The 13265-nt window shown below is 57.8% G+C and carries 12 protein-coding genes; 8 read left to right on the top strand and 4 right to left on the bottom strand.

The features are described 5' to 3' along the window. Nucleotides 1-38: 38 nt before the first annotated feature. Complete coding sequence (locus NTD86_RS17605; protein ID WP_262204063.1) at nucleotides 39-317, bottom strand: cold shock domain-containing protein; 279 nt, start codon at nucleotides 315-317, stop codon at nucleotides 39-41. 225 nt (nucleotides 318-542) lie between these two features. Between NTD86_RS17605 and clpS the strand changes: the two genes are divergently transcribed. Both clpS and clpA read left to right on the top strand, forming a co-directional pair. Then, entirely contained in the window at nucleotides 543-905 is a 363-nt protein-coding gene (clpS, locus tag NTD86_RS17600) for an ATP-dependent Clp protease adapter ClpS (protein ID WP_262204123.1), read from the top strand. Nucleotides 906-934: 29 nt separating this feature from the next. Then, complete coding sequence (gene clpA / locus NTD86_RS17595; RefSeq protein WP_262204062.1) at nucleotides 935-3205, top strand: ATP-dependent Clp protease ATP-binding subunit ClpA; 2271 nt, start codon at nucleotides 935-937, stop codon at nucleotides 3203-3205. A gap of 285 nt (nucleotides 3206-3490) precedes the next feature. Here clpA and infA read toward each other — a convergent pair whose 3' ends face one another. The 3 genes from infA to aat form a co-directional block, all read right to left on the bottom strand. Beyond that, a complete protein-coding gene (gene infA / locus NTD86_RS17590) occupies nucleotides 3491-3709 on the bottom strand; it encodes a translation initiation factor IF-1 (RefSeq protein WP_002553999.1) in 219 nt (72 codons plus the stop codon). Between the two features lie 99 nt (nucleotides 3710-3808). Then, the gene (locus NTD86_RS17585) at nucleotides 3809-4516 is read right to left on the bottom strand and encodes an arginyltransferase (protein WP_262204061.1); all 708 of its coding nucleotides are present in this window, start codon (nucleotides 4514-4516) and stop codon (nucleotides 3809-3811) included. Between the two features lie 65 nt (nucleotides 4517-4581). Then, nucleotides 4582-5271 carry a leucyl/phenylalanyl-tRNA--protein transferase gene (gene aat, locus NTD86_RS17580; RefSeq protein WP_262204059.1) on the bottom strand — a complete coding sequence of 230 codons (690 nt, stop codon included), beginning with the start codon at nucleotides 5269-5271 and terminating at the stop codon, nucleotides 4582-4584. Nucleotides 5272-5642: 371 nt separating this feature from the next. On the opposite strand from aat, the gene NTD86_RS17575 reads away from it, so the two are divergent. The 6 genes from NTD86_RS17575 to cysG are packed head-to-tail and all read left to right on the top strand — an operon-like array spanning nucleotide 5643 to nucleotide 13178. Further along, complete coding sequence (locus NTD86_RS17575; protein ID WP_410016991.1) at nucleotides 5643-8087, top strand: DNA translocase FtsK; 2445 nt, start codon at nucleotides 5643-5645, stop codon at nucleotides 8085-8087. A 52-nt stretch (nucleotides 8088-8139) separates the two neighbouring features. Next, nucleotides 8140-8763 carry an outer membrane lipoprotein chaperone LolA gene (lolA, locus tag NTD86_RS17570; protein WP_262204057.1) on the top strand — a complete coding sequence of 208 codons (624 nt, stop codon included), beginning with the start codon at nucleotides 8140-8142 and terminating at the stop codon, nucleotides 8761-8763. Between the two features lie 26 nt (nucleotides 8764-8789). Further along, nucleotides 8790-10115 carry a replication-associated recombination protein A gene (locus NTD86_RS17565; protein WP_262204055.1) on the top strand — a complete coding sequence of 442 codons (1326 nt, stop codon included), beginning with the start codon at nucleotides 8790-8792 and terminating at the stop codon, nucleotides 10113-10115. Beyond that, a complete protein-coding gene (gene crcB / locus NTD86_RS17560; RefSeq protein ID WP_262204053.1) occupies nucleotides 10112-10486 on the top strand; it encodes a fluoride efflux transporter CrcB in 375 nt (124 codons plus the stop codon). Before NTD86_RS17565 ends, crcB begins: the two co-directional genes overlap by 4 nt. 16 nt (nucleotides 10487-10502) lie before the next feature. Further along, on the top strand, nucleotides 10503-11783 hold the full coding sequence (gene serS, locus NTD86_RS17555; RefSeq protein WP_262204051.1) for a serine--tRNA ligase: 1281 nt from the start codon (nucleotides 10503-10505) through the stop codon (nucleotides 11781-11783). Continuing rightward, on the top strand, nucleotides 11784-13178 hold the full coding sequence (gene cysG / locus NTD86_RS17550) for a siroheme synthase CysG (protein ID WP_262204049.1): 1395 nt from the start codon (nucleotides 11784-11786) through the stop codon (nucleotides 13176-13178). Nucleotides 13179-13265 lie beyond the last annotated feature (87 nt).

Below are 13265 nucleotides of genomic sequence, written 5' to 3'. Positions count from 1 at the left end.
AATCGGCCGTTTTTTGATCACGAGCTGTGCTTGGGGGCTCAGACCGAGAGGCGGTTGGTCCCTGATGCAGTCACGGGGGATGGCGTGAGCACCTTTGCATCGGTGATCGCAACGGCGTGCAGGCCTTTTGGCCCTTGAATGATTTCGAAGCTAACAGGTTGGCCTGCTTTCAGCGTCTTGTAACCGTCCATCTGAATGGCTGAAAAATGGGCAAAGAAGTCGATGGGGTGTCCATGCTCGTCGATGCCTTCCTTGGCCTCCGTATTGATGAAGCCGAAGCCTTTGGCGTTGTTGAACCACTTGACCTTGCCTTGCATACTCATCTCCCTCTGCTGCAAACAACTCCATCACTGGAGTATCATCCAGTTCACTCGCGCAGAAACCACGAAATATGGTTGACTGCACGGACCTTTGTTACCCACTGTGGGTTCTATTGGTTGTAACACCGTTTTACCGATAGTCAAGGTCACGCGGCGGCGCAGTTGAAATTTGCTCTGTCTGCCACCATCACTGTAATCGATCAAAGACGAACCTTTCTTTCCATGCATGCAATCAGCCAGATTCGACTAACATCCAATCAAGATCAGCCCGATTTTGATGACGAAGACTCCGCTGGCTTGGCTGTGCAAGAGGCTAAGCCTGCGCTCCAGGCGCCGCCGATGTACAAGGTGGTTTTGTTCAACGATGACTACACACCCATGGATTTCGTTGTCGAAGTGCTTGAGGTGTTTTTTAACTTGAATCGCGAATTGGCGACCAAGGTCATGCTGGCCGTTCATACAGAAGGACGGGCCGTGTGCGGCATCTTTACCCGTGATATTGCCGAGACGAAGGCGGCGCAGGTAAACCAGTACGCACGCGAAAGCCAGCATCCGCTACTCTGTGAAATCGAGAAGGACGGTTAACGCCGACCACTTGGGTATGAGGTGAAGCCATGTTAAATCGCGAGCTCGAAGTCACCCTCAATCTGGCCTTCAAGGAGGCCCGCTCAAAGCGTCATGAGTTCATGACGGTCGAGCACCTCCTTCTAGCGCTCCTGGATAATGAGGCGGCCGCAACCGTTCTACGCGCCTGTGGCGCAAACCTCGACAAACTCAAGCATGACCTGCAAGAGTTTATTGATTCCACCACGCCCCTGATCCCTGTCCACGACGAAGACCGTGAAACTCAGCCGACCCTGGGTTTCCAGCGTGTCCTGCAGCGCGCCGTGTTTCATGTGCAAAGTTCCGGCAAGCGAGAAGTCACCGGCGCCAATGTGCTGGTTGCGATTTTCAGCGAGCAGGAAAGCCAAGCGGTGTTTTTCCTCAAGCAGCAGAGCGTTGCGCGCATCGATGTGGTCAACTTCATTGCGCACGGCATTTCCAAGGTGCCGGGCCACGGTGACCATTCCGAAGGCGAGAACGAAATGCAAGATGAGGAGGGCGGTGAATCGACTTCCTCAAGCAATCCTCTGGATGCTTACGCCAGCAACTTGAACGAGCTGGCGCGCCAAGGTCGTATCGATCCGCTGGTGGGGCGTGAAACCGAAGTTGAGCGCGTTGCGCAGATCCTGGCGCGTCGCCGCAAAAACAATCCGCTGCTGGTGGGCGAGGCAGGCGTAGGCAAAACCGCGATTGCCGAAGGCCTGGCCAAACGTATTGTCGACAACCAGGTGCCGGACCTGCTGGCCAACAGCATTGTCTACTCACTGGACCTGGGCGCCTTGCTGGCCGGTACCAAGTACCGCGGTGATTTCGAAAAACGCTTCAAGGCCTTGCTTGGCGAGCTGAAAAAGCGTCCGCAGGCGATTTTGTTTATCGATGAAATCCACACCATCATTGGTGCGGGCGCGGCGTCTGGGGGCGTGATGGACGCTTCCAACCTGCTCAAGCCGCTACTGTCCTCGGGTGAGATTCGCTGCATTGGTTCGACCACATTCCAGGAATTTCGCGGGATCTTTGAAAAAGACCGTGCGCTGGCGCGTCGTTTCCAGAAAGTCGACGTATCCGAGCCTTCGGTAGAGGACACCATCGGCATCCTGCGCGGCCTAAAGGGGCGGTTCGAGCAACATCACGGCATCGAATACAGCGATGACGCGCTGCGTTCGGCGGCTGAGCTGGCTTCGCGCTACATCAATGATCGGCACATGCCGGACAAAGCCATTGACGTGATCGACGAGGCGGGTGCATTCCAGCGTCTGCAACCGGCTGAAAAACGCGTCAAGCGCATTGATGTGGAGCAGGTTGAAGACATCGTGGCGAAAATTGCCCGTATTCCGCCCAAGAGCGTCTCCAGCTCTGACAAAGAGCTGCTGCGTAACCTGGAGCGTGACCTCAAGCTGACGGTATTTGGCCAGGATGCGGCGATTGACTCCTTGTCGACCGCTATCAAGCTGTCGCGAGCCGGGCTCAAGTCGCCTGACAAGCCAGTGGGCTCTTTCCTGTTCGCAGGTCCGACCGGTGTCGGTAAAACCGAAGCGGCACGTCAGTTGGCCAAGGCGCTGGGTGTCGAACTGATCCGCTTTGACATGTCCGAGTACATGGAGCGTCACACCGTGTCACGCCTGATCGGTGCGCCTCCAGGCTACGTGGGCTTCGACCAGGGCGGTCTGTTGACCGAAGCCATCACCAAGCAGCCGCATTGCGTCCTGCTGCTGGATGAAATCGAGAAGGCGCACCCTGAGGTCTTCAACCTGCTGCTGCAGGTCATGGACCACGGCACGCTGACCGACAACAACGGGCGCAAGGCCGACTTCCGTAACGTGATCATCATCATGACCACTAACGCGGGTGCAGAGACGGCTTCGCGAGCATCGATCGGCTTCACTCTGCAGGATCACGCCACCGATGCAATGGAAGTGATCAAGAAGAGCTTCACCCCTGAGTTCCGTAACCGCCTGGACACCATCATTCAATTTGGTCGCCTCAGCCATGAAGTGATCAAACACGTGGTGGACAAGTTCCTCACCGAGTTGCAAGTGCAGTTGGAAGACAAACACGTGCAGTTGGTGGTGACCGATGCCGCGCGCGGCTGGCTGGCGGCTGGCGGCTACGACGTGACCATGGGTGCCCGCCCGATGGCGCGTCTGATTCAGGACAAAATCAAGCGTCCACTGGCTGAAGAGATTCTCTTTGGTGAGCTGGCTGATCACGGCGGTGTGGTTAACATCGACCTCAAAGACGGTGAGTTGGTCTTCGAGTTTGAAACAGATGTTGAAATGGCTTGATGTGACCGTGAAATAAAAAAAGCGCCGAAAGGCGCTTTTTTTATAGGTGCACCCTGTAGGGTTGCCGCCTCGTCTTCGACGCCGCGCTGTCGCGTAGCAAGCAGACCAGTGAGTATCTTCAGCATCCCCCAATCGGTTCCCTCTCCTGCGGGAGAGGGCTAGGGTGAGGGGGGCTTAGATCAAGAGATCGCGAGGCAAGCTCGCTCCTGGAGTCAGGGCAGGCGTTCGTCATATCTCAGGCAAACAAAAACGCCCGGCAGAGCCGGGCGTCTTGTATTGACTTGATTAACGAGCGCGGTAGGTGATGCGCCCTTTGCTCAAGTCATAGGGCGTCAGTTCGACGCGCACTTTGTCACCGGTAAGAATACGAATGTAGTTCTTGCGCATCTTGCCGGAAATATGCGCGGTTACGACGTGCCCATTTTCCAACTCCACACGAAACATGGTGTTGGGCAGGGTGTCGACGACAGTGCCTTCCATTTCGAAGCTGTCTTCTTTCGACATGCAGTAAAGCCCTCGGTGTCCAGTGAATGGCCCGGTGCAACTGCGCCAGGCAAAAGCGGCGTGCATTGTGCCCGAAAAGTAGGGTTTAAGCCAAGGGGTTCAGTAAAGAGTGCTCCATCTCTGGTTCATCAGCAGATCAATGGGCCGATATTCGGTCTTGTAATTCATCTTTTTGCAGTTCTTGATCCAGTACCCGAGGTACAACGCATGCAGCCCCTGGCGGTGAGTTTCGGCAATTTGCCAGAGAATCCCGTAGCGACCCAGGCTGCGACGCTCTTCGTCGGGTTCATAGAACGTATAGACCGCTGACAAACCGTTGGGCAGGACGTCAGTGACCGCTACCGCCAGCAACCGTCCGTCCAGGCGGAACTCGTAGAAGGTCGAAAATGGCAGGTCACGCACCAGGAACGTTGAAAACTGCTCGCGGCTAGGTGGGAACATATCCCCGTCTGCGTGCCGTTGTTCGATGTAGCGCCGATAGAGATCAAAGTACTCATCGGTGAAGCTCGGCTTGGCAGCCGTGACCTGCAGGTCGGCATTGCGTTTGAAAATACGTTTTTGTTGGCGATTGGGAGCAAACGTGGCAACAGGGATGCGCGCCGGGGTACAGGCATCGCATTTAACGCAATGGGGGCGGTAAAGGTGGTCGCCACTGCGACGAAAGCCCATCTCGGACAAATCGGCATACACCTGCACATCCATCGGCTGGCTGGGATCGAGGAACAGCGTAGTCGCCTGTTCGTCGGGCAGGTAGCTGCAAACGTGAGGTTGAGTGGCATAAAACTTCAGGCGCGCCAGCTCGGTCATGATTGGCCCTCAGGGAAAACTTTGAACTAAGTGTAAGCCAGCTGGCAAAACTCGCCTACGAAAGCCTAGCTCTCGTTACGGGGCCATTGCGCAGTTGAAGGCTGATCCAGATGGTTGTGCAGAAAATCGGCGAACTGTTCGCGAGGAATTGATCGTGCGCCCAAGCTTTGCAGGTGTTGGGTTGGCATCTGGCAATCAATCAGAACAAACCCCCATGCCTTCAAGTGGCTGACCAGCGTAGCAAAGCCCACTTTTGAGGCGTTGTCGGCGCGGCTGAACATGGATTCACCAAAAAACAGCTGGCCCATGGCTAGCCCGTACAGGCCGCCCACCAGTTCGCCGTTGTCCCAGACCTCAACCGAATGCGCATGGCCGCGTGCATGAAGTTCGATGTAGGCAGTTTGCATTTTTTCGGTAATCCATGTGCCGTCGGCGTAGCTTCGTGGCGCAGAGCAGGCACGAATAACCCCTTCAAAGTCCTGGTCGAAACTCACCTGGTAACGTTGCTGGCGCAACAGTTTGGCCAGGCTGCGGGACACATGCAGCTCTTCGGGGAATAACACCGTGCGAGGGTCGGGTGACCACCAGAGAATCGGCTGGCCTTCGGAGAACCAAGGGAAACAGCCATGCCGATAGGCCTGGATGAGTCGGTCGGCAGACAAATCACCGCCTGCCGCGAGCAGTCCATTGGGTTCGCGCATGGCCATTTTCAGTGGCGGGAAGGTCAGGGTGTCGCGTTTTAACCAGGTCAGCATGGCAATCGGTCTTACAGAAGAGGGGAGGGGGCTGCAACTCTGCCGCGTAGACGCGGTCTGAGTCGAGCGCGTCCATGGCAGTATTGGCGCTGCTTTAAGTCTTTGTCACAAAAGGCAATGCATGCTCAAATTAACGGCTCTCAGGTTGGCGCATGTTGAAACATCCGCCGTGGGCGTCAGCGTGGCATCCACGGCTTAAACCCGTACAATGGCTCGCCTGTTTGAGCTGTTCTAAACTGCACAACACTCACCGCACCCCATGGCGGGCTGGTCATCGGGTGACGAGTCATATTACAAGGCTGTGTGCAAGGCTAGTCCAGTTTCATGTCTGAACTTGTCACCTGCTCGAATTGAGCAGTATTTTGCAGTCAATCAATCGTTGGGCGCGCCACAGGCGCAGGAAAAGACGCGTTTTGAAGAAATCCACAGCAGCACCTAAAACAGTTCCACTCTGGCGTCAGCAACTGCACTACCGGCTCAAGGAAGGTGCATTGCTCGCTATTGGCGCTCTATGCCTGTTTCTGATGATGGCTTTGTTGACCTACGGTAAGGACGACCCAGGCTGGAGTCACAACAGTCGCGTAGTGGACGTGCAGAACTTTGGCGGCCCGGTGGGCGCCTACAGTGCAGATATCCTGTTCATGGTGCTCGGCTATTTCGCCTACATCTTCCCGATGTTGCTGGCGATCAAGGCCTATCAGATCTTTCGCGAGCGGCATCAGCCCTGGCAGTGGAGCGGCCTGCTGTTTTCATGGCGCCTGGTCGGCCTGATCTTCCTGGTGCTCTCGGGGGCGGCGCTGGCGCATATTCATTTCCATTCGGCCAGCGGCTTGCCCGCAGGCGCTGGCGGTGCACTGGGCGAGAGCCTCGGTGACCTGGCGAAAAATGTCCTGAACATTCAAGGCAGCACGCTGCTGCTGATTGCCTTGTTCCTGTTTGGTCTGACGGTTTTTACCGATCTGTCGTGGTTCAAGGTCATGGACGTGACCGGCAAGATCACCCTCGACCTGTTCGAATTGATCCAGGGGGCCGCCAATCGCTGGTGGTCGGACCGTAATGAGCGTAAGCAATTGGTTGCCCAGTTGCGTGAAGTTGATACCCGCGTCAATGAAGTCGTGGCGCCAAGCGTCCCCGACAAGCGTGAGCAAGCCAAGGCCAAGGAGCGCCTGATCGAGCGTGAGCAGGCGCTGAGCAAACACATGTCCGAGCGCGAGAAACACGTGCCGGCGGTGATCACGCCAGCCCCGGCCAAAGCGCCGGAGCCCAGCAAGCGCGTGCAGAAAGAAAAACAGGTGCCGTTGTTTGTCGACAGCGCGATTGAAGGCACGCTGCCACCGATCTCGTTGCTGGACCCGGCGGAGAAGAAGCAACTCAATTACTCCCCTGAATCGCTGGCCGCCGTCGGCCATTTGCTTGAAATCAAACTCAAGGAATTCGGGGTTGAAGTTGCAGTGGACTCGATTCACCCGGGCCCGGTGATTACCCGTTACGAAATCCAGCCGGCAGCCGGGGTCAAGGTCAGCCGGATCGCCAACCTGGCCAAGGACCTGGCGCGCTCGCTGGCCGTGACCAGTGTGCGGGTGGTGGAAGTGATTCCGGGCAAAACCACGGTCGGTATCGAAATCCCTAACGAAGACCGCCAGATCGTGCGTTTCTCCGAAGTGTTGTCGACCTCTGAGTTTGATGATGCCAAATCGCCGGTCACCCTGGCCCTGGGTCATGATATCGGCGGTAAGGCTGTTATCACCGACCTGGCAAAAATGCCGCACTTGCTGGTGGCCGGTACCACGGGTTCCGGTAAGTCCGTGGGCGTGAACGCCATGATCCTGTCGATTCTGTTCAAGTCCGGGCCGGACGACGCCAAGCTGATCATGATCGACCCGAAAATGCTTGAACTGTCGATCTATGAAGGCATCCCGCATTTGCTGTGCCCGGTGGTGACCGACATGAAGGACGCGGCCAACGCCCTGCGTTGGAGCGTGGCCGAGATGGAGCGCCGCTACAAGCTGATGGCCAAGATGGGCGTACGAAACCTGGCCGGCTTCAACCAGAAGATCAAGGACGCTGAAGCGGCAGGCGAGCCCATCAGCGATCCGCTGTACAAACGCGAAAGCATCCATGATGAAGCACCGCTGCTGACCAAGCTGCCGACCATCGTGGTGGTGGTCGACGAATTTGCCGACATGATGATGATCGTCGGTAAAAAGGTCGAAGAACTCATCGCCCGTATCGCCCAGAAGGCGCGGGCTGCCGGGATTCACTTGATCCTCGCGACCCAGCGTCCGTCGGTGGATGTGATCACCGGTCTGATCAAGGCCAACATTCCGACCCGTATGGCTTTCCAGGTGTCGAGCAAAATCGACTCGCGGACCATTATCGACCAGGGTGGGGCCGAGCAGTTGCTGGGCCACGGTGACATGCTCTACATGCCACCAGGCACCAGCCTGCCTATCCGGGTACACGGCGCGTTCGTGTCTGATGATGAAGTGCACCGCGTGGTTGAGGCCTGGAAGCAGCGTGGCACGCCTGACTACAACGATGACATTCTGGCGGGCGTCGAAGAGGCCGGCAGCGGTTTTGATGGCGGCAGCAGCGAAGGAGGCGATGACGCCGAAACCGATGCGCTGTACGACGAAGCTGTCCAGTTCGTGCTCGAAAGCCGTCGTGCTTCTATCTCTGCGGTCCAGCGCAAACTGAAAATCGGCTACAACCGCGCGGCACGCATGATCGAGTCCATGGAAATGGCCGGGGTCGTGACCGCGATGAACACCAACGGCTCGCGCGAAGTGATAGCGCCGGCTCCAATGCGCGACTGATCTGCTCGCCGCGTGCGCGCGAGCAGGGATCAACTAATCAATGAGGATATCCATGCGTTTTGTCAGCATGTTGTTGCTACCGGTTTTGGCTTTTACTGCTTTTTCCGCCAGTGCCGCTCCGGCGGATGTACAGAGCCTGACCAGCCTTCTGGAACGCTCCAAAACACTGACCGCCAACTTTTCCCAGTTGACGCTGGATGGCAGCGGCACTCAGTTGCAGGACACTAAAGGGCAAATGGCCTTGCAGCGTCCGGGGCTGTTCTACTGGCACACCGATGCGCCAAATGAGCAAACCATGGTCTCCGACGGCCAGAAAGTCACCTTGTGGGATCCGGACCTGGAGCAGGTCACCATCAAAAAGTTGGATCAGCGTCTGACCCAGACCCCGGCCTTGTTGCTTTCGGGCGATGTCTCGAAAATCAGTGAAAGTTTTGACATCACCTCAAAACAAGCCGGCGAGGTGATAGATTTCACCCTCAAGCCAAAAACCAAAGACACCCTTTTCGACTCTTTGAATCTGTCGTTTCGCGGTGGCTTGATCAATAACATGCGTTTGGTTGACAGCGTGGGTCAGCGTACCGACTTGCTGTTCACCGGGGTCAAGGCTAACGATCCGATCCCGGCTTCCAAGTTCAAGTTCGATATCCCGAAAGGGGCTGATGTCATCCAGGAATAAGCCCTGGACGAGGTTTCAAACGCTCTATGGATCTGTTTCGAAGTGCACCGATTGCCCAACCCTTGGCCGCCCGTCTACGGGCGACCAACCTGGATGAGTATGTCGGTCAACAACACCTGCTCGCACGCGGCAAGCCCTTGCGTGAAGCGCTGGAGCAGGGCGCGCTGCACTCGATGATCTTCTGGGGCCCGCCGGGCGTGGGTAAAACCACGCTGGCGCGGTTGCTGGCCGAAGTCTCTGACGCTCATTTCGAGACGGTCTCGGCGGTGCTGGCCGGGGTCAAGGAAATCCGCCAGGCGGTAGAAATCGCCAAGCAGCAAGCCGGCCAGTACGGGCGGCGGACCATTCTTTTTGTCGACGAAGTGCACCGCTTCAACAAGTCACAGCAAGATGCGTTCTTGCCTTACGTTGAAGACGGCACCCTGATTTTTATCGGCGCCACCACCGAAAACCCGTCCTTTGAGCTGAACAACGCCCTGCTGTCACGGGCGCGGGTCTACGTGCTCAAGAGCCTCGACGAAGCGGCGCTGCGCAAGTTGGTACACCGCGCACTGACTGAAGACAAAGGCCTGGGCAAACGCGGCCTGACCCTCAGCGATGAGGGCTTTGAAACGTTGCTCCGGGCGGCCGACGGCGATGGGCGGCGTTTACTCAATTTGCTGGAAAACGCCTCGGACCTTGCCGAAGACCACACTGAAATTGGCGTAGACCTGCTGCATAACTTGTTAGGTGACACCCAGCGCCGTTTCGACAAGGGCGGCGAAGCGTTTTATGACCAGATATCGGCCTTGCACAAATCGGTACGTGGCTCAAACCCGGACGGCGCGCTGTACTGGTTTGCCCGCATGATCGATGGCGGCTGCGACCCTCTGTACATCGCGCGCCGGGTGGTGCGCATGGCCAGTGAAGACATCGGCAACGCCGATCCGCGGGCCTTGAGCCTGTGCCTGGCGGCCTGGGATGTGCAAGAGCGACTGGGCAGCCCCGAAGGCGAGTTGGCCGTGGCCCAGGCGATCACCTACCTGGCCTGTGCGCCGAAAAGCAACGCGGTGTACATGGGCTTCAAGGCGGCGCTGCGCAGTGCCGCCGAGTACGGCTCGCTCGAAGTTCCGCTGCATTTGCGCAACGCGCCGACCAAACTCATGAAGCAATTGGGGTATGGCGACGAATACCGTTACGCCCATGACGAGCCTGATGCCTACGCGGCCGGGGAAGACTACTTCCCTGATGAGCTGGAGCCGTTGGCGTTGTATCAACCCGTGCCGCGCGGGCTTGAATTGAAGATTGGCGAGAAGCTCAAACACCTGGCCGCCCTTGATCGTGCCAGTCCTCTGCAGCGGAGAAAACCTTGATTCCTTTGATCGCTGCGGTGACGGTGGGTGGCATAGCCGGCACGTTATTGCGTTTCGCCACGGGCAACTGGGTGACCGCCAATTGGCCAAAGCACTTCTATACCGCGACATTGGCCGTTAATATCGTGGGCTGCCTGCTGATTGGCGTCCTTTACGGACTATTTTTGATCCGTCCGGAAGTCCCGATTGAAGTCCGCGCTGGGCTCATGGTCGGGTTCTTGGGCGGTTTGACCACTTTTTCATCCTTTTCACTGGATACGGTGCGCCTGCTTGAAAGCGGGCAAGTGCTATTGGCGCTGGGCTATGCGGCCCTCAGCGTATTCGGCGGGCTGCTTGCAACCTGGGCTGGCCTGTCCCTGACCAAACTTTGATAAACGAGAAACCGACATGCTCGATTCCAAACTGTTACGTACGAACCTGCAGGACGTAGCGGATCGCCTGGCATCCCGTGGCTTCAAGCTGGACGTGGCGCGCATCGACGCGCTGGAAGCCAAGCGTAAAGAAGTGCAAACCCTGACCGAGCGTCTGCAGGCTGAACGCAATGCCATCTCCAAGAGCATTGGCCAGGCCAAGGCACGCGGTGAAGACATTGCGCCGCTGATGGCCAGCGTGGAAACCATGGGCACCGATCTGGCCAGCAGCAAAGTTGAGCTGGACGCGATCCAGAGCGAGCTGGACTCTATTCTGTTGAGCCTGCCGAACCTGCCGGATGAATCGGTACCGGTCGGCGCGGACGAAGACGACAACGTTGAAATTCGCCGCTGGGGCACGCCGAAGGCATTTGATTTCGAGATCAAGGACCACGTTGCACTCGGCGAGCAGCACGGCTGGCTGGACTTTGAAACCGCCGCCAAGCTGTCCGGCGCCCGTTTTGCCTTGCTGCGTGGGCCGATCGCGCGCCTGCACCGTGCATTGGCGCAGTTCATGATCAACCTGCACATCAATGAACACGGTTACGAAGAGGCCTACACGCCGTATCTGGTGCAGGCGCCTGCGCTGCAGGGCACAGGCCAGTTGCCCAAGTTCGAAGAAGATCTGTTTAAGATCACCCGTGAAGGTGAAGCCGATCTGTACCTGATTCCAACCGCCGAAGTGTCGCTGACCAACATCGTGGCGGGCGAGATCGTCGATCACAAAGCACTGCCGATCAAGTTCGTGGCGCACACGCCATGCTTTCGCAGTGAAGCCGGTGCTTCGGGCCGTGACACCCGCGGCATGATTCGCCAGCACCAGTTCGATAAGGTCGAGATGGTGCAGATCGTTGAGCCGTCGTCGTCGATGGAGGCACTGGAAGGCCTGGTCGGCAACGCCGAAAAAGTACTGCAACTGCTCGAACTGCCATACCGCACTTTGGCGCTGTGCACCGGCGACATGGGTTTCAGCGCCACCAAGACCTACGATCTGGAAGTGTGGATACCGAGCCAGGACAAATACCGCGAAATCTCGTCGTGCTCTAACTGCGGCGACTTCCAGGCCCGTCGTATGCAGGCACGTTTCCGTAATACCGAAACCGGCAAGCCTGAACTGGTTCATACCCTCAACGGTTCCGGCCTGGCCGTAGGCCGCACGCTGGTGGCCGTGCTGGAAAACTACCAGCAGGCAGACGGCTCGATCCGCATACCTGAAGTGCTCAAGCCTTACATGGGCGGTATCGAGGTCATCGGCTAAATGGAGTTTCTGCCGCTGTTTCATAACCTGCGTGGCAGCCGTGTACTGGTGGTCGGTGGCGGGGAGATTGCCTTGCGCAAATCCCGGCTGCTGGCCGACGCCGGTGCGGTACTGCGGGTCGTTGCGCCCGCGATAGAGCCACAGCTGTGCGAGTTGGTAAACAGTAGCGGCGGGGAGCAGGTATTGCGAGGCTATGTTGAAGCCGACCTTGACGGGTGCGTGCTGATTATCGCCGCAACTGACGATGAGCCGCTCAACGCTCAAGTGTCCGCTGATGCCCATCGTCGTTGTGTGCCTGTCAACGTGGTCGATGCGCCCGCGCTGTGCAGCGTGATTTTCCCAGCCATCGTCGATCGCTCGCCGTTGATCGTCGCCGTGTCCAGTGGTGGCGATGCGCCGGTGCTGGCGCGTTTGATTCGCGCCAAGATTGAAACCTGGATTCCTTCGACTTACGGACAGTTGGCAGGCCTTGCCGCGCGTTTCCGCACGCAGGTCAAACACCTGTTCCCGGATGTGCAGCAGCGTCGCGGCTTCTGGGAAGACGTTTTCCAGGGGCCGATCGCTGATCGTCAATTGGCCGGGCAAGGCGCTGAGGCCGAGCGTTTGCTGCAAGCCAAGATTGCCGGTGAAGCGGCGCAAACCACCGGTGAGGTTTACCTGGTGGGTGCTGGGCCGGGTGATCCCGACCTGCTGACCTTCCGCGCATTGCGTCTGATGCAACAAGCGGACGTTGTGCTGTATGACCGCTTGGTGGCGCCTGCCATTCTCGAATTGTGCCGCCGCGATGCCGAGCGTATCTATGTCGGCAAGCGCCGTGCTGATCACGCGGTGCCGCAAGACCAGATCAACCAGCAACTGGTGGACTTGGCCAAGCAAGGCAAGCGCGTGGTGCGGCTTAAAGGCGGCGACCCGTTCATCTTTGGCCGTGGTGGCGAGGAAATCGAAGAGCTGGCAGCCCACGGGATTCCCTTCCAGGTGGTGCCGGGCATTACCGCTGCCAGTGGTTGCGCGGCGTATGCCGGTATTCCACTGACCCATCGCGACTATGCGCAATCGGTGCGTTTCGTGACCGGGCATTTGAAAGACGGCACCAGTAATTTGCCTTGGAACGACCTGGTCGCCCCGGCGCAAACCCTGGTGTTCTATATGGGCTTGATTGGTTTGCCGATCATCTGCGAACAACTGATTGCCCACGGTCGTTCGGCTGACACCCCGGCGGCCCTGATCCAGCAAGGCACCACGTCAAACCAGCGAGTGTTTACCGGCACGTTGAAAGACCTGCCGACCTTGGTCGCGGAGCATGAAGTACATGCACCGACCTTGGTGATCGTAGGCGAAGTGGTATTGCTGCGTCAGAAGCTGGCGTGGTTCGAAGGCGCCCAGTCGCAGGTTTAACTGCACAGCAAAAAATTTCTGTAGGAGCGAGCTCGTCTCGCGATCTTTTGATTTTTTAAAAGATCGCGAGGCAAGCTCGCGCCTACA

It is taken from the genome of Pseudomonas sp. 7P_10.2_Bac1, assembly GCF_025465935.1.
In the GTDB taxonomy this organism is placed as follows: domain Bacteria; phylum Pseudomonadota; class Gammaproteobacteria; order Pseudomonadales; family Pseudomonadaceae; genus Aquipseudomonas.
The sequence above is the reverse complement of the archived record's forward strand: the minus strand, read 5'-3'. Positions and strand labels throughout refer to the sequence as shown.